The sequence below is a fragment of the Oricola nitratireducens genome (assembly GCF_014904745.1).
Taxonomy (GTDB): Bacteria; Pseudomonadota; Alphaproteobacteria; order Rhizobiales; family Rhizobiaceae; genus Oricola; species Oricola nitratireducens.
Window position 1 is genome coordinate 406,155 of the sequence record NZ_JACZCS010000001.1, and the last position, 17,052, is coordinate 423,206.

Sequence of the window (17,052 nt, forward strand, 5' to 3'; positions counted from 1 at the left end):
ATGTCTCCGCGCGGCGCGGAGTGCGCCTAACGGAGATCGTTCTATGACCAAATCACTGACCTTGTCGCGCCGCGCCTTCATGGCGAGCGCGGGCGCCGCCGGCCTCGTTGCAGGATCCGGCCTTGCCGTTCCCTTCTATTCGCGCGCCAACCAGCGCCCCGTCTTCACGCACGGCGTGCAGTCCGGCGATGTCGACGCCATGTCCGGCATGGTCTGGACGCGCACCGACCGCCCGTCGCGGGTGATGTTCGAGGTTTCGACCTCGGAGAGCTTCAAGGATGCGCGCAAGCTGGCGTCGCTCGACGCGCTGCCGGACACCGATCTCGCCGTGAAGCGCCTGATCGAGGACCTGCCGTCCGACCAGGACATCTTCTACCGCATGACCGCTCATGACCTCGCCGACGTCAATTCCGTCTCCGAGCCGATCACCGGCCGTTTCCGCACGGCGCCGATGTCGAAGCGCTCGGTGCGTTTCGCATGGTCGGGCGACACCGCTGGCCAGGGCTGGGGCATCGACGACGACGGCATGCTGACCTACGCCACAATCGCCAGGCACACGCCGGATTTCTTCCTACATTCGGGCGACACGATCTATGCCGACGGCCCGATGAAGGACGAAGTCGCGCTCAAGGACGGCAGCAAGTGGGTTAACAAGGTACTGATCGACGAGAAGCGCAAGGTTGCCGAAACGCTCGACGAATTCCGCGGCCAGTGGAAATACAACATGATGGACACGCATGTGCGTGCGCTGTCTGAAATCTGCCCGACCTTCTACCAGTGGGACGACCACGAGGTGATGAACAACTGGTCGGATTCCAAGGATCTTTCCGGTGACGACCGCTACACCGAAAAGTCGGTTCAGCTGATTGCGGCGCGCTCGGGCCGCGCCTTCCACGAGATGACGCCGATCCGCTACACGCCGGCCGAACCGGGCCGCGTCTACCGCAAGATCGCCTACGGGCCGATGCTCGACGTTTTCTTCCTCGACCTGCGGTCCTATCGCGGTCCGAACGGTCCGGCGATGGAAACCGAGATGACGCCGGAAAGCCGCATCCTCGGCGCCGAGCAGCTTGCCTGGCTGAAGCGCGAGCTGGCCAACTCCAAGGCGACCTGGAAGGTGATCGCCTGCGACATGCCGATCGGCCTGATCGTCTGGGACAACTGGAAGGAACAGGCCGGCGCCGAAGCCGTCTCCAATGGCGACAACGGCCCGGCGAAGGGCCGCGAGCTCGAATTCGCGGACCTGCTGCGCTACATCAAGACCGCCGGCATCACCAACACGGTCTGGTTCACCGCCGACGTGCATTACACGGCCGCGCATTACTACGATCCGTCAAAGGCGCAGTTCCAGGACTTCGAGCCGTTCTGGGAATTCGTCTCCGGCCCGCTGCATGCCGGAACGTTCGGCCCGAACGATCTCGACATGACCTTCGGTCCGCAGGTGAAGTACGTGAAGGCGCCGACGGCCGAGCAGGGCCAGAACCTGCCGCCGTCGATGGGGCTGCAGTTCTTCGGCCTGGTCGACATCGACGGGACGACCGAACAGATGACCGTTCGCCTGATGGACCGCGGTGACAGCGAACTCTACACGGTCACGCTCGATCCGGTGCGCAACGCCTGATTGCGTCGTCAATGCCAAGGAAGAAGCGGGCCGTTGCGCCCGCTTTTTCATTTCCGCCACGAAAATCCGCGCAAGACGCTTCCATTGTCTTGCCGAATCCTGCAATTGCACCCTTCGGGCAGCGGGCCATAATGATTAATGAAACCTGTAACCGTTGAGAAACGGTTGGCAGGGTTTTGTTAAGGTTGTGTTTTCCTTATTTCGCCATTTTATTGGTCAAGTGAAGGGCGCATCGGCTCGGAACGCGGTTCCGGGAATACAGGAGAATGTAATGCGGAAATCTGCGTTTGCAGCGGGTGTTTGTCTTGTCTCGGCGGCGATTGCCGTCAGCGGATGCACGAGTTCCCGTTTTGGAACTTTCGACACGCGCCCGGCTCCGGCCCCGATCATGCCGGCTCCCTCCGGAACCGTGACATCCGGCCAGTTGCCGCCGCCCGTACAGCCGGGAATGACGCCTGACGCGCAGGGCAACTTCCCGGCCGCGCCCGGCACGGAAGACCAGACCTTCATGGATCCGAACGCTCCGTCCGACGGCAGCAGCATCCAGAGTGTGACGACGGCGGCTCCGGTCACGCGCGAGGCGATGGTCGGCGCCTGGAAGGTCACCACCGGAGGCTCGTCGTGCCAAATGTTCATGGCGCTGACCAAATGGACCGGCGGTTTCCGCGCCGCCTCGCGCGGCTGCCCCGGCGACGCGGCGAACGTCGCGGCGTGGGACGTGCAGGGCCAGCAGGTGGTCCTGAGCGACTCCGGCGGCAACAAGGTCGCGACCCTGTTCTCGTCGGGCAACGGATCCTTCAACGGCCAGACGACGAGCGGCGCCGCGATCACGCTGTCCCGCTAGTCCCGCTGCGCGAGCCGGCCGATGGCTGAAACGCTTCACCCCGGCGACCTGGTACGGGCGCGTTACGACGCGCTCGCGGCCGAAGGCAAACTCGATCCCGATCCCGCGCAGGAAGCGCTGGCGAGCCGTTTCGACGCGCTGAACGAGGAAATCGGGTCGCTCCGGCTCGCCGCCAAGTCCTCGTCGCTCGGCTGGCTGTTCGCGCAGCGCGCGCCGAAACCGGGCGCGGTCAAGGGCCTTTACATCCATGGCAGCGTCGGACGCGGCAAGACGATGCTGATGGATTTTTTCTTCGCGGCCTGTCCGGCGAAGCGCAAGCGTCGCGCGCATTTCCACGATTTCATGGCCGACGTGCATGACCGCGTCGGCGCGCACCGCAAGGCGCTGAAGGCGGGACACGTCAAGGGCGACGACCCGATCCCGCCGGTTGCCCGCGCTCTCGCCGACGAGGCGCGCGTGCTCTGTTTCGACGAGTTCTCGGTGACCGATATCGCCGACGCGATGATCCTGTCGCGGCTGTTCAACGCGCTGTTCGCGCATGGCGTGATCCTGGTCGCGACGTCGAACGTGGCGCCGGACGATCTCTACAAGGACGGGCTCAACCGGTCGCTCTTCCTGCCCTTTGTCGACGTGTTGAAGGCGCATGCGCAGGTGATGAGCCTCGACGCCGACCGCGACTATCGGTTGGATAAGTTGTCGCGCACCAAACTCTATGTCGCGCCGCTCGGCGACGCGGCCGACCGGGCGCTGGATGACGTCTGGATGCGGCTCACCGGCGGCCTGACTCCGCACCGGGAAATGATCGAGGTGAAGGGACGCGAGATCACCGTGCCGGCGGTGGCGATGGGCGCGGCGCGTTTCGGTTTTGCCGATTTGTGCGAGAAGCCGCTCGGCGCGCGCGAATATCTGGCGATCGCGCGCAACTACCATACGATCTTCATCGAGCGCGTGCCGGTGCTGCACGACAACCGGCGCAACGAGGCCAAGCGCTTCATCAACCTGATCGATACGCTCTACGACAATCGCATCCGCGTCGTTGTCTCGGCGGAGGCCGAGCCGCAGGATCTCTACCAGGCCAAGACCGGCACGGAGGCCTTCGAGTTCGATCGCACGGCCTCGCGGCTGATCGAGATGCGGTCCGAGGAATGGGTGGCGCATGCGGGGCAGGCCGCGTGATGCCGCTCGAGTTCGCCTCACCGGCGGCACCGGATTCTGGCGATCCTTCCGGTAACGAAAGGGAACCGATTGAAATGGCGACGGCAGGCGATTGCGGCGGCCGCGGGACATATTTGTGACAAATCGGCGAAAAATTCTTACTTTTACGTAAGAACCGAATTATCTAACCGTTTGAAAATATTGATCGCGAAAGTTTCTGTTGATTTTTCTGCCGTACTGGTCCACCTCCCCGTCCGGCAGTAACGGCTCATGCGACCATGCGCCGCGCTTTGACAACCACTCTAGGTATTCAACGGAAGCATCCCACCATGGCACGCAACAAGATTGCACTCATCGGTTCCGGCATGATCGGCGGAACGCTCGCTCACATGATCGGCCTGAAGGAACTGGGCGACGTCGTCCTGTTCGACATCGCGGAAGGAATCCCGCAGGGCAAGGGTCTCGATATCGCGGAATCCTCGCCGGTCGACGGGTTCGACGCGTCGTTCACGGGCGCCAATACCTATGAGGCGATCAAGGGCGCCGATGTCTGCATCGTGACGGCGGGCGTGCCGCGCAAGCCCGGCATGAGCCGCGACGACCTGCTCGGCATCAACCTGAAGGTAATGGAACAGGTCGGCGCCGGCCTGAAGAAATACGCCCCCGACGCTTTCGTCATCTGCATCACCAACCCGCTCGACGCGATGGTCTGGGCGCTGCAGCAGTTCTCCGGCCTGCCGAAGAACAAGGTGGTTGGCATGGCCGGCGTGCTGGATTCGTCGCGCTTCCGCCACTTCCTCGCCGAGGAGTTCAAGGTGTCGGTCGAGGACGTCACCGCCTTCGTGCTCGGCGGCCACGGCGACTCGATGGTGCCGCTCGCGCGCTACTCGACGGTCGCCGGCATTCCGCTGACCGACCTGATCAAGATGGGCTGGGTCTCCAAGGACCGGCTGGAGGAAATCATCCAGCGCACCCGTGACGGCGGCGCCGAGATCGTCGGCCTGCTGAAGTCCGGTTCGGCCTATTACGCGCCGGCCGCTTCCGCCGTCGCCATGGCTGAAGCCTATCTGAAGGACAAGAAGCGCGTGCTGCCCTGCGCGGCGCATCTCGACGGCCAGTACGGCGTGAAGGACATGTATGTCGGCGTGCCGACCGTCATCGGCGCCGGCGGCGTCGAGCGCGTCATTGAGATCGAGCTCAACAAGACCGAGCAGAAACAGTTCGACAAGTCGGTCGATGCGGTTGCGGGGCTTTGCGAAGCCTGCCGCGGCATCGCGCCGAACCTGAAGTGATCCGACACCGGATCTCCCGCACACAGGCATGAAGGATTTGCCATGAACATTCACGAATATCAGGCCAAGCGGCTGCTGCACTCCTACGGAGCGCCGGTTGCCGGCGGCGTGGCGGTCTATTCCGTCGAGCAGGCGGAGGAATGGGCGAAGAAGCTGCCCGGACCGCTTTACGTGGTGAAAAGCCAGATCCATGCCGGCGGACGCGGCAAGGGCAAGTTCAAGGAACTCGGAGAGGACGCCAAGGGCGGCGTCCGGCTGGCCAAGTCGGTCGAGGAAGTTGTCGACAACGTCAAGGAAATGCTCGGCAAGACGCTGGTGACCAAGCAGACCGGCCCGGCCGGCAAGCAGGTCAATCGTCTCTATATCGAGGACGGCGCCGACATCGACCGCGAACTCTATCTCTCGATCCTGATCGACCGCACGGTCGGCCGTCCGGCCTTCGTGGTTTCGACCGAGGGCGGCATGGACATCGAGGCGGTTGCCGAGGAAACCCCGGACAAGATCGTCACCCTGGCGATCGATCCGGAAACCGGCGTCACCGATGCCGACTGCAAGAAGCTCAACAGGGCGCTTAAGCTGACCAAGGACGCGGCCAAGGACGGGATGAAACTGTTCCCGATCCTCTACAAGGCGTTCACCGAGAAGGACATGAGCCTGCTCGAGGTCAATCCGCTGATCGTCATGAAGGACGGCCATCTGCGCGTGCTCGACGCCAAGGTCTCCTTCGACGGCAACGCGCTGTTCCGCCACGACGACATCATGGCGCTGCGCGACAAGTCGGAAGAGGACGAGAAGGAGATCGAGGCTTCCAAGCACGATCTCGCCTATGTCGCGCTCGACGGCGATATCGGCTGTATGGTCAACGGCGCAGGCCTCGCCATGGCGACGATGGACATCATCAAGCTCTACGGCAAGGAGCCGGCGAACTTCCTCGATGTCGGCGGCGGCGCGTCGAAGGAAAAAGTCACCGCGGCGTTCAAGATCATCACCGCCGATCCTGCCGTCAAAGGCATCCTCGTCAACATCTTCGGCGGCATCATGAAATGCGACGTGATTGCCGAAGGCGTCGTCGCGGCGGTCAAGGAAGTCGGGCTCAAGGTGCCGCTGGTCGTGCGCCTCGAAGGCACCAATGTCGAACTCGGCAAAAAGATCATCAACGAAAGCGGCCTCAACGTCATCGCGGCCGACGATCTCGATGACGCGGCGCAGAAGATCGTCGCAGCCGTCGGAGAGGCCGCGTAGTGCACGCGTTGCGGTCAGTCGCTGTTGCAGCAGCGCTCGTAGCGGCGTCGATGACGCCGGTTCGGGCGCATGCGCCGGACGGCGCGGCCTTCGTGGCCGCGTTCCGCGCGGTCTGCCTGCCGCAGCGACTGTCCTATGACGGCATGATCGACCTCGCCGGATCACTCGGATGGCGGACTGTTGTCCCGGGCTCCAGCGAGGAACTCGCGGCCATTCTCAAACTGGCTGACGATGCGATCGCCAAGAATGACGGAGACGTCCGAATGGCGCGGTCCGCGTTCGAACGTGTCGTCGCCGGCAAGCTCCACCACCTGCTTCTCAGCCACATAGTCGCTCCGGAAGCCCCGGCGGTGACGAGCTGCGCGCTTTACGATTTCGGGGCCACCGAACAGATCGATGCGCAACTGGTCACCGATGTCGTCGGCGTCGAGCAAAAACGCTACTTCGTCAATGACGGCTTCCATGCCTATAGCTGGGGCGTCACGCCGGCGATGCCCGGCACGTTCCAGACCGTTCTCACTTTCGTTGCCGAGGACAGCCCGCATGTCGAAAAGACGGGTTTTTCCGGCCTTGTTCTGAAAATCGATTCCACTGACCCGGATGCCGTCAAGGCGGAACCGGACGCCAAGGATTAAGGGAGCTGCAAAGCACATGTCCATCCTCGTAAACAAAGACACCAAGGTTCTTGTCCAGGGACTGACCGGCAAGACCGGGACCTTCCACACCGAACAGGCGCTGGGTTATTACGGCACCCAGATGGTCGCCGGAATTCACCCGAAGAAGGGCGGCGAAACCTGGACCGCGGGCGAAGGCGCCGGCGAGGCGGCCGGTCGCGAACTGCCGATCTTCGCCAGCGTCGGGGAAGCCAAGGAAGCGACCGGCGCCAACGCATCGGTGATCTACGTTCCGCCGGCAGGCGCGGGCGCCGCGATCATCGAGGCGATCGAGGCCGAGATCCCGCTTATCGTCTGCATCACGGAAGGCATTCCGGTGCTGGACATGGTCAACGTCAAGGCGAAGCTCGACAAGTCGACCTCGCGCCTGATCGGGCCGAACTGCCCGGGCGTTCTGACGCCAGAAGAATGCAAGATCGGCATCATGCCGGGCTCGATCTTCAAGAAGGGCAATGTCGGCATCCTGTCGCGCTCCGGCACGCTGACCTACGAGGCGGTCTTCCAGACCACCAATGAAGGCCTCGGCCAGACGACGGCTGTCGGCATTGGTGGCGACCCGGTCAAGGGCACCGAGTTCATCGATGTCCTGGAGATGTTCCTCGCCGACGACGAGACCCAGTCGATCATCATGATCGGCGAAATCGGCGGTTCGGCCGAGGAGGACGCGGCGCAGTTCCTCAAGGACGAGGCCAAGAAGGGCCGCAAGAAGCCGATGGTCGGCTTCATCGCCGGCCGCACGGCGCCTCCCGGCCGCACCATGGGCCACGCCGGCGCGGTGATCTCCGGCGGCAAGGGCGGTGCCGAAGACAAGATCGCGGCGATGGAGGATGCGGGCATCCTCGTCTCGCCGTCGCCGGCACAGCTCGGCAAGACGCTTGTCGAAGTGCTGAAGGGCTGAAGAGACTGACCGGGGCGGCGCGTTCGCCCCGGACTCGACCAGGGGGCAAAGGCGGCTCGAGACCGCCATGGAAACATGAGCGCCAAGGCGCAACGGCAACCCAAGGATCGGGCCGGCACGGCCCGCACAAGGTGAAGCAAATGGCACGCACCGACGAACTGAACGACATATTCGCGTCGACCTCGTTTCTCTATGGCGGCAACGCCCACTATATCGAGGAACTCTACGCTCAGTTTCAGGACAATCCGGCCTCCGTACCGGTCGAATGGCAGACCTTCTTCGGCGATCTGCACGACAAGCCCGACGACGTGCGCAAGAACGCGCGCGGCGCGTCGTGGGAGCGCGACAACTGGCCGCTGACGCCGAATGGCGAGCTGACCTCGGCGCTCGACGGCAACTGGGCCGTCGTCGAAGACCACATGGGCGCCAAGCTGAAGGAAAAGGCGGCCGTCGCCGGCAAGCCCACCTCGGATGCCGAGATCCTGCAGGCGCAGCGCGATTCGGTCCGCGCCATCATGATGATCCGCGCCTACCGCATGCGCGGCCATCTGCACGCCAATCTCGACCCGCTCGGCCTGGCCGGCCCGAAGGAAGACTATAACGAGTTGCATCCCTCGGCCTACGGTTTTACCGAGGCCGACTACGACCGCAGCATCTTCATCGACAACGTTCTCGGTCTCGAATACGCGACCATCCCCGAGATGCTCGACATTCTGAAGCGGACCTATTGCTCCACGATCGGCGTCGAATTCATGCACATCTCCAATCCGGAGGAGAAGTCATGGATCCAGCAGCGCATCGAGGGGCCGGACAAGGGCGTCGCGTTCACCGCCAACGGCAAGAAGGCGATCCTGCAGAAGCTGGTCGAGGCGGAAGGTTTCGAGCAGTTCATCGACGTCAAGTACAAGGGAACCAAGCGCTTCGGCCTCGATGGTGGCGAATCGCTGATCCCGGCGCTCGAGCAGATCATCAAGCGCGGCGGCGCCATGGGCCTCAAAGAGGTCGTGTTCGGCATGGCCCACCGCGGCCGTCTCAACGTGCTCAGCCAGGTGATGGCGAAGCCGCACCGCGCGATCTTCAACGAGTTCAAGGGCGGGTCTTTCACGCCTGACGAGGTCGAGGGTTCGGGCGACGTGAAATACCACCTTGGCGCCTCGTCGGACCGCGAGTTCGACGGCAACAAGGTGCACCTGTCGCTGACCGCCAACCCGTCGCACCTGGAAATCGTCGATCCGGTCGTGATGGGCAAGGCGCGCGCCAAGCAGGACCAGCATGCGGGCGGCGCGCAGCGCGACGAAATCGTGCCGCTGGAGGATCGCGCCAAGGTGATGCCGCTGCTGATCCACGGCGACGCGGCCTTTGCCGGCCAGGGCGTGGTGCCGGAATGCCTGGGCCTGTCGGCGCTGCGCGGCCATCGCGTCGCCGGCACGCTGCATGTCATCATCAACAACCAGATCGGGTTCACGACCAATCCGCGGTTCTCGCGCTCCTCGCCCTATCCGTCCGACGTGGCGAAGATGATCGAGGCGCCGATTTTCCACGTTAACGGCGACGACCCGGAGGCGGTGGTCTACGCGGCCAAGGTGGCGACCGAATTCCGGATGCTGTTCCACAAGCCGGTCGTCATCGACATGTTCTGCTACCGCCGCTTCGGCCACAACGAGGGCGACGAGCCGGCGTTCACGCAGCCGCTGATGTACCGCAAGATCCGCGCCCACAAGACGACGGCGCAGATCTATGCCGACCAGCTGATCGCCGAAGGCCTGATCAGGGTCGACGAATACGACAAGATGAAGTCCGACTGGCGCGAGCATCTGGAGGTCGAGTTCCAGGCCGGCGACAATTTCAAGCCGAACAAGGCGGACTGGCTCGACGGCAAGTGGTCGGGCCTGTCCAAGGCGGACAACGAGGACGAGCGCCGGCGCGGCAAGACCGCCGTGCCGATGAAGGCGCTCAAGGAGATCGGCAAGAAACTGACGACGGTGCCGGACGGGTTCAACGCGCACCGCACGATCCAGCGCTTTCTCGGCAACCGCGCCATGATGATCGAGACAGGCGAGGGCGTCGACTGGGCGACGGCGGAGGCGCTGGCCTTCGGGTCGCTCGTCCAGGAAGGCTACGGCGTGCGGCTGTCCGGACAGGATTGCGAACGCGGCACCTTCTCGCAGCGCCATTCGGTGCTCTACGACCAGGAGACCGAAGACCGCTATGTCTCGCTGAACAACATCGCCAAGGGCCAGGGCCGCTTCGAGGTCATCAACTCGATGCTCTCGGAAGAGGCCGTGCTCGGCTTCGAATACGGCTATTCGCTGGCCGAACCGAACGGGCTGACACTCTGGGAAGCGCAGTTCGGCGATTTCGCCAACGGCGCGCAGGTCGTCTTCGACCAGTTCATCTCGTCGGGCGAGCGCAAGTGGCTGCGCATGTCCGGCCTCGTCTGCCTGCTGCCGCATGGCTACGAGGGCCAGGGGCCGGAACACTCCTCGGCCCGGCTCGAGCGCTATCTGCAGATGTGCGCGGAAGACAACATGCAGGTGGCGAACTGCACGACGCCGGCCAACTATTTCCACATCCTGCGCCGGCAGCTGAAGCGCGACTTCCGCAAGCCGCTCATCCTGATGACGCCGAAATCGCTGCTGCGCCACAAGCGCGCCGTGTCGACGCTGAACGAGATGTCGGGCGAAAGCGCGTTCCACCGGCTGCTGTGGGACGATGCCGAGATGATCAAGGACGGCCCGATCAAGCTGGTGACGGATTCCAAGATCCGCCGCGTCGTGATGTGCACCGGCAAGGTCTATTTCGATCTGCTCGAGGAGCGCGAGGCGCGCGGCGTCAACGACGTCTATCTGCTTCGCCTCGAACAGCTCTATCCGTTCCCGGCCAAGGCGCTGATCACCGAATTGTCGCGCTTCAAGAACGCCGACATGGTCTGGTGCCAGGAGGAGCCGAAAAACATGGGCGCCTGGGCCTTCATCGATCCCTACCTGGAATGGGTTCTCGCCCACATCAACGCCAAGCATCAGCGCGTGCGCTACACCGGCCGCGCGGCGTCCGCCTCGACGGCGACCGGCCTGATGTCGAAGCACAAGGAACAACTGGCGGCCTTCCTAGAAGACGCGCTCGGCGAATGACGCCGCTTTGAACCACGAATTTTGGAAAGACTGAACGATGGCTAAAGAAATCCGCGTACCCACCCTCGGCGAATCGGTCACGGAAGCAACGATCGGCAAGTGGTTCAAGAAAACCGGCGACGCCGTCGCCGACGGCGAAACTCTGGTCGAACTCGAAACCGACAAGGTGACGCTGGAAGTGCCGGCGCCCGCCGCGGGCACGCTCGGCGAGATCCTTGCGCCGGAAGGCGAGACGGTTGAGGTCAACGCGCTTCTCGGCATGCTGAACGAGGGCGAGGGCGCGCCCGCCGCCCCGGCCGAGGCGGCAAAGACGCAAGAGGCCGCGCCGGCGAAAGAAGAGGCAAAGCCCGCTCCCGCCCCGGCCGCGAAATCCGGCGACATGCCGCCGGCGCCGTCGGCCGCCAAGCTGATGGCCGACACCAATGTTGCCGCGGACAAGGTTGCCGGTTCCGGCAAGCGCGGACAGGTGCTCAAGGGCGACGTCATCGAGGCGATCGCCTCGGGCGCGACCGCGGCAGCGCAGCCGGAAGCGCCGCGCGCCGCCCGCGCGTCGTCGCCGGAAACCGATGCCGTGCGCGAGGAACGCGTGCGCATGACGAAATTGCGCCAGACCATCGCGCGCCGACTGAAGGATGCGCAGAACTCGGCGGCGATGCTGACCACCTACAACGAGGTGGACATGACCGCGGTGATGGACCTGCGCAAGAAATACAAGGACCTGTTCGAGAAGAAGCACGGCGTGAAGCTCGGCTTCATGGGCTTCTTCACCAAGGCGGTGACGCATGCGCTGCAGGAAGTCCCGGCGGTCAATGCCGAGATTGACGGCACGGACATCATCTACAAGCATTTCTGCCACATCGGCGTCGCGGTGGGCACTGACAAGGGCCTCGTCGTTCCGGTCGTGCGTGACGCCGACCAGATGGGCATTGCCGATATCGAGAAGGAAATCGGCCGGCTCGGCCTTGCGGCGCGCGACGGCAAGCTCGGCATGGCCGACATGCAGGGCGGCACCTTCACGATTTCCAATGGCGGCGTCTACGGCTCGTTGATGTCCTCGCCGATCCTGAACGCGCCGCAATCCGGCATTCTCGGCATGCACAAGATCCAGGAACGGCCGATGGCGATCGGCGGCCAGGTGGTGATCCGTCCGATGATGTATCTGGCGCTTTCCTACGACCATCGCATCGTCGACGGCAAGGAAGCCGTGACCTTCCTGGTGCGGGTCAAGGAGAGCCTCGAGGATCCGGAGCGTCTCGTTCTCGACCTCTAATCGCAAGGCGGGTTGCCGGTCGCTGCCGGCCATCCGCCGACCCGATCCGGGAGACCAATGCCGATGACCCAGTACTGGATTGAACTCGCCTCCATCATGGCCGTTTTCTCCTTCGCCATCGTGGCGCCGGGAGCCGATACGGCGATGGTCATGCGCCAGGCGATCGTCCACGGACGCCGGGCCGCGATCCTGACCAGTATCGGCGTCGGGGTGTCGCTGATGTTCCATGTCAGCTACACGATCCTCGGGCTCGGGCTGATCATTTCGCAGTCGATCCTGCTGTTCAACCTGCTGAAATGGCTTGGCGTCGCCTATCTCGTCTATATCGGCGTGCAGTCGCTGCGCGCAGGCAGGGTGACGCTTGACGCGGGCGTGCCAGACGCGTCGGGCAAGGCGCTTCCGCAGACCGCCTTCAAGGGGTTCGCGCTCGGTTTCCTGGCCAATGCGCTCAATCCCAAGCCGGTGTTCTTCTTCCTGTCGGTCTTTTCGGCGATCGTCAGTCACGAGACGCCGGCGGCGATCAAGTTCGGCTACGGTCTGGTGATGGCGGGCTGCCTGATCGCCTGGTTCGTCGGCGTGTCCTTCTTCCTGACGACGCCGCGCATGCGTGCCGCTTTCGAGCGGGCGAGCAAGTGGATCAACCGCGCGAGCGGCGCCGTCTTCATTGCCTTCGGCCTCAAGCTTGCCGCCGAAAAGGCGGGTTGACCTGACGGCCGCGTATACCAATTCGAGAAAAGGCGGGTCTGGATACAGCCGCACAAGCAGCAAGACCGCGTAAAAAAGGAAAAGTTCCATGGCATACGATGTTGTAGTGATCGGATCGGGACCGGGCGGCTATGTCTGCGCAATCAAATGCGCGCAGCTCGGCCTCAAGACCGCGATCGTCGAAAAGCGGCCGACGCTCGGCGGCACCTGCCTCAACATCGGCTGCATTCCGTCAAAGGCGCTGCTGCATGCGTCCGAGATGTTCCACGAGACCGAGGCGACGTTGCCGAAGCTCGGCGTCAAGGTCGGCAAGCCGAAGCTCGATCTGCCGGCGATGATGGCGCACAAGGACGCCACCGTGAAATCCAATGTCGACGGCGTCGCCTTCCTGATGAAGAAGAACAAGGTCGACGTGCTGCGGGGCACCGGCACGGTGCTCGGCGAAGGCAAGGTCTCGGTCGCCGACGAAGACGGCAAGACCAGCGAGATCGAGGCGAAGAACATCGTCATCGCCACCGGGTCCGATGTCGCCGGCATCCCCGGGGTCGAACTGGAATTCGACGAGAAGACGATCGTTTCCTCGACCGGCGCGCTCGACCTCGACAAGGTTCCGGGGCATCTGGTGGTGGTCGGCGCCGGTGTGATCGGGCTTGAGCTCGGTTCGGTCTGGCGGCGGCTCGGCGCGGAGGTGACCGTGGTCGAATTCCTCGACACGGTTCTCGGCGGCATGGACGGCGAGGTCTCCAAGCAGTTCCAGCGCCTGCTGGAACGGCAGGGGATGAAGTTCAGGCTCGGCGCCAAGGTCACCGGCGTCAAGAAGACGGCGAAGGGCGCCGACGTCACCTTCGAACCGGTCAAGGGCGGCGACGCCGAGACGGTTTCGGCCGATATCGTGCTCGTGGCGACGGGCCGCAAGCCCTATACGGACGGCCTCGGTCTGGAAAAGGCCGGCGTCGTGCTCGACGAGCGTGGCCGCGTCGAGATCAACGATCACTGGCAGACCTCGGTCACCGGCATTTATGCGCTGGGCGACGTGGTCAAGGGTCCGATGCTGGCGCACAAGGCCGAAGACGAGGGCATGGCGGTCGCCGAAATCATCGCCGGCCAGCATGGCCATGTGAATTTCGGCGTCATTCCCGGCGTGGTCTACACCGAGCCGGAGGTCGCTTCCGTCGGCAAGACCGAGGAGGAGCTGAAGAAGGAGGGCGTGGACTACGTCTCCGGCAAGTTCCCGTTCTCCGCCAATGGCCGCGCGCGGGCGATGCTGGCGCCGGACGGTTTCGTCAAGATCCTCGCCGACAAGAAGACCGACCGCGTGCTCGGCGTGCACATGCTCGGCAAGGGCGTCGGCGAGATGATCCACGAGGCGGCGGTGCTGATGGAGTTCGGCGGGTCTTCGGAAGACCTGGCGCGCACCTGCCATGCGCATCCAACCATGTCGGAAGCCGTGCGCGAGGCGGCGCTGGCGACCGCCTTCGGCAAGCCGATCCACATGTAGTCTTTTCCGCATCGGCATCGCGCCGTTGCGGAAACGGGAACAATCTCTTCACGGTTTTTCCGTAGACGGAACGGCGTGGATGGTCGCATCGTGCCAGGAGCATGCGGCGAGAAGGGACTTACCGATTTGATCAATCTGTCTAAATTCAGCGGAACGCTTGGCGCGGGCGCGCTCGCGGCCGTCTTGTTGGCTACGCCGTCGCTTGCGGGCGATTCCCCGCCCGGCATCGAGTTCGAACTCGGCGGCGGCGGTGCGGTCGCGCCACGCTACGAGGGATCGTCCGACTATCTCCTCAGCCCCTATCCGACGTTTCGCCTGAAGCGGCTGACCTTCTCGAACGGTTTCCAGATCGGCGGCGGCGACGGGATGGGCCTGTCCTTCTATCCCTCGTTCGCCTATCGTGGCGCGCGCAAGGCCGCCGACACGCTGGCGCTGACCGGTCTTGCGGATGTCGACGCGGCCGTCGAACTCGGTCTTGGCGCGTCCTATACGACGCCCGGTTTCAGGGTCTTTTCCGAGATCCGCCGCGGGGTGACCGGACATGACGGATTTGTCGGGGAAATCGGCGCGGATCTCATCATGCGGCCGGCGGACAAGCTGACGCTGTCGGCGGGGCCGCGCGCATCGTTCGCCGACGGCGCCTATATGGACACCTATTTCAGCGTCACGGCTGCCGAAGCCGTTGCGTCCGGGCTGCCGCAGTTCGACGCCGGGCCGGGCTTCAAGTCCGTCGGCGCGGAGGCCAAGCTGCGGTACGACTTTGCGCCCAACTGGGCGGTGGAAAGTTCGGCCAGCTACAACCGCCTGATCGGGGATGCCTCGAATTCGCCCGTGACGGGCATCGGCTCCCGCGATCAGTACGGCTTCCGGCTGGGTCTCGTGCGCAGTTTTCGGATCGACTTCCGGTAAGCGCGCGAGTTCGCCAAAACCGTTATTGTTCGGGCGAGGCCGGGATGATGTCATCCGGCACGTCGATCGTCACGTTGACGTCGTTGCTGTCGGTGAAGGCACCCGAATTATAGAGATAGAAGCCGCCGACCGCGAGCACGATCAGCAGAAGAATGGCGATGAACCAGCCGGCGCCGGTGCCGTTGGTGTAGACGACCCGGGTTTCACGATCCTGCGTTGTCATGTGTCATCTCCTGTTTGATTTCAGGGCGATAACGACGGGCGCCGCGAAGCGTTCCATCCTCTTTTTCGGCCATGACGAAACGAAAAAACCCGGCGTCTCAGAGGTACGCCGGGCGTGAAGTTGTTTGGAGATCAGTCGGCGATCAGGCTTTTTGCCACTCGTCGAGGTATTTAATGAGCCAAGCATCGACCGGAATTTGCGCTACATCCATTGTCTTCAGCTTGGTGTAGTCGACCGGTGTTTTGCTTTCCGCCACGGTTTGATGAAAACCGCAGGCGGATGCGCCGGCGGTTACGAAGAGCGCGGCGGCAAGGCCAAGGGCCAGTGCTTTACAAGACATGCGCTTCTCCTTTTCCCTGGTCCGGATCCGGCCGGACAATTAAAAGTTAACGCAACGGCAAGATTTCGCCAAGGGCAAAGGTGATCACAAATTCGCGCGCGGACTACTCGTAGACCGGCGTGACCGTGTAGCCGGCGTCGGCGAGAAGCTTTGCGAGGCCCTTGTCGCCGGGCAGGTGCAGCGCGCCGACGGCGATGAAGACGCCGCCGCCCTTGTCGAGCAGCGGCGTGGCGCGTTGCAGCATGGTCCTGTTGCGCACATGGACCATTTTTTCCTCGAAGGCGGCGTAGCCGGCGGCGAGGTCCTCGTCGCTTTCCATCTCGGGCGTGACGGCGCGCAGCATCGGCCAGACCGCGCCGGTCCTGCCCTGCACATAGAGTTCGATCATCGTTTCTACGACGTCGTCGATCTTGTCGCCGAGCGCGATCGTGTCGATCAGGCCGCGGACATGGAATTCCATCGGCAGGGAGGCCATGGCGTCGAACTGCTCGACGATGGTTTCCAGGCCCTTCAGGTCCTTGCCCTCGCGCTGCGCATCCTGCGCCAGCTTGAGGTCGAGGAAGGACGCGCCGGCCTGCTTGCGGTCCATCTCGCATTTCGGCAGCGCAACCATGGCGGTGAGCAGCCAGGGCTTCATGCGGTCCACAAGGGCGAGTTGCATGCCACGCTTGGCGAGTCCGTCCTTCAGAATGTCACGCTGTTCGGCGGTCAGGTAGTCCGACAGCGCCTTGCCGTCGGTGAACATTGTCAGGTCGGGCTTGGAAAACAGCGCCATCTGCGCCTTGGCCGGGTCGAGAATCTCGGTCGATTCGATGGCGACGGTGTCCGCGCCCTCGAAGGCCTGTTTCGCCTTTACCGGAAGGTCGATGACGCGCTCGTCGGTCAGATGCATGGTTCCGAACAGCCAGGACGACGCGAGGCCCGGCTTGTCGATGCGGAACAGCAGCGTGTCGCCGTTGATCGTCGCGGCGGCCTCGTCCATCAACTTCCTGTAGCTTGCCGGGTCGTCGCGCTTCATTTGGTCGAGCACGTTTTCGCCGCGGCAGGTCTCGCCGGCGTGCGCGGGCAGCGATTGCATTGCCACGAAGAGCACGGCCAGAAAGCTCAGCGCGAACAGCGCGTTGGCAAGGCCAAGCGCGCCGAGAAGGGGGCCGGACAGGCGGTCCATACGGTCAAACAGGCGGTTCATCGCGCCAACCTCGCACAAAATGGCGACCATTCCGTTAAGAGCCTGCGCGAAATTGGGGCTT

At 63.7% G+C, this 17,052-nt stretch carries 15 protein-coding genes; 12 read left to right on the forward strand and 3 right to left on the reverse strand.

Annotation, left to right across the window (positions count from 1 at the left end; genetic code table 11):
* The first annotated feature begins 43 nt into the window (after positions 1–43).
* From IG169_RS02010 to IG169_RS02065, 12 genes are all read left to right on the forward strand, one after another.
* Complete coding sequence (locus tag IG169_RS02010) at positions 44–1,621, forward strand: alkaline phosphatase D family protein (protein ID WP_193174461.1); 1,578 nt, start codon at positions 44–46, stop codon at positions 1,619–1,621.
* Positions 1,622–2,009: 388 nt separating this feature from the next.
* Positions 2,010–2,465, forward strand: a complete 456-nt coding sequence (locus IG169_RS02015) for a protease inhibitor Inh/omp19 family protein (RefSeq protein ID WP_210325808.1) — start codon at positions 2,010–2,012, stop codon at positions 2,463–2,465.
* Positions 2,466–2,486: 21 nt separating this feature from the next.
* Positions 2,487–3,641 carry a cell division protein ZapE gene (gene zapE / locus IG169_RS02020; RefSeq protein ID WP_193174463.1) on the forward strand — a complete coding sequence of 385 codons (1,155 nt, stop codon included), beginning with the start codon at positions 2,487–2,489 and terminating at the stop codon, positions 3,639–3,641.
* A 308-nt stretch (positions 3,642–3,949) separates the two neighbouring features.
* Positions 3,950–4,912 carry a malate dehydrogenase gene (gene mdh / locus IG169_RS02025; RefSeq protein ID WP_193174464.1) on the forward strand — a complete coding sequence of 321 codons (963 nt, stop codon included), beginning with the start codon at positions 3,950–3,952 and terminating at the stop codon, positions 4,910–4,912.
* A gap of 42 nt (positions 4,913–4,954) precedes the next feature.
* Complete coding sequence (gene sucC / locus IG169_RS02030) at positions 4,955–6,154, forward strand: ADP-forming succinate--CoA ligase subunit beta (RefSeq protein ID WP_193174465.1); 1,200 nt, start codon at positions 4,955–4,957, stop codon at positions 6,152–6,154.
* Positions 6,154–6,789 carry a hypothetical protein gene (locus IG169_RS02035; RefSeq protein ID WP_193174466.1) on the forward strand — a complete coding sequence of 212 codons (636 nt, stop codon included), beginning with the start codon at positions 6,154–6,156 and terminating at the stop codon, positions 6,787–6,789. Before sucC ends, IG169_RS02035 begins: the two co-directional genes overlap by 1 nt.
* A 16-nt stretch (positions 6,790–6,805) precedes the next feature.
* Positions 6,806–7,726: a succinate--CoA ligase subunit alpha gene (gene sucD, locus IG169_RS02040; protein WP_193174467.1), complete on the forward strand. Its 921-nt coding sequence runs from the start codon at positions 6,806–6,808 to the stop codon at positions 7,724–7,726.
* 140 nt (positions 7,727–7,866) lie between these two features.
* Positions 7,867–10,857: a 2-oxoglutarate dehydrogenase E1 component gene (locus IG169_RS02045; RefSeq protein WP_193174468.1), complete on the forward strand. Its 2,991-nt coding sequence runs from the start codon at positions 7,867–7,869 to the stop codon at positions 10,855–10,857.
* A 37-nt stretch (positions 10,858–10,894) separates the two neighbouring features.
* Complete coding sequence (gene odhB / locus IG169_RS02050) at positions 10,895–12,127, forward strand: 2-oxoglutarate dehydrogenase complex dihydrolipoyllysine-residue succinyltransferase (protein WP_193174469.1); 1,233 nt, start codon at positions 10,895–10,897, stop codon at positions 12,125–12,127.
* A 63-nt stretch (positions 12,128–12,190) separates the two neighbouring features.
* Positions 12,191–12,832 (forward strand): LysE family transporter, encoded by a 642-nt coding sequence (locus IG169_RS02055; RefSeq protein WP_193174559.1) that lies wholly within the window; start codon positions 12,191–12,193, stop codon positions 12,830–12,832.
* Positions 12,833–12,920: 88 nt separating this feature from the next.
* On the forward strand, positions 12,921–14,330 hold the full coding sequence (gene lpdA, locus IG169_RS02060; protein WP_193174470.1) for a dihydrolipoyl dehydrogenase: 1,410 nt from the start codon (positions 12,921–12,923) through the stop codon (positions 14,328–14,330).
* A gap of 90 nt (positions 14,331–14,420) precedes the next feature.
* Complete coding sequence (locus tag IG169_RS02065; protein WP_193174471.1) at positions 14,421–15,239, forward strand: MipA/OmpV family protein; 819 nt, start codon at positions 14,421–14,423, stop codon at positions 15,237–15,239.
* A gap of 22 nt (positions 15,240–15,261) precedes the next feature.
* Here the strand turns inward: IG169_RS02065 and IG169_RS02070 are convergent, their stop codons facing one another.
* From IG169_RS02070 to IG169_RS02080, 3 genes are all read right to left on the reverse strand, one after another.
* On the reverse strand, positions 15,262–15,462 hold the full coding sequence (locus tag IG169_RS02070; protein ID WP_193174472.1) for a hypothetical protein: 201 nt from the start codon (positions 15,460–15,462) through the stop codon (positions 15,262–15,264).
* Positions 15,463–15,604: 142 nt separating this feature from the next.
* Positions 15,605–15,802: a hypothetical protein gene (locus IG169_RS02075; RefSeq protein WP_193174473.1), complete on the reverse strand. Its 198-nt coding sequence runs from the start codon at positions 15,800–15,802 to the stop codon at positions 15,605–15,607.
* Positions 15,803–15,905: 103 nt separating this feature from the next.
* Positions 15,906–16,991 carry a TraB/GumN family protein gene (locus IG169_RS02080; protein ID WP_246717056.1) on the reverse strand — a complete coding sequence of 362 codons (1,086 nt, stop codon included), beginning with the start codon at positions 16,989–16,991 and terminating at the stop codon, positions 15,906–15,908.
* Positions 16,992–17,052 lie beyond the last annotated feature (61 nt).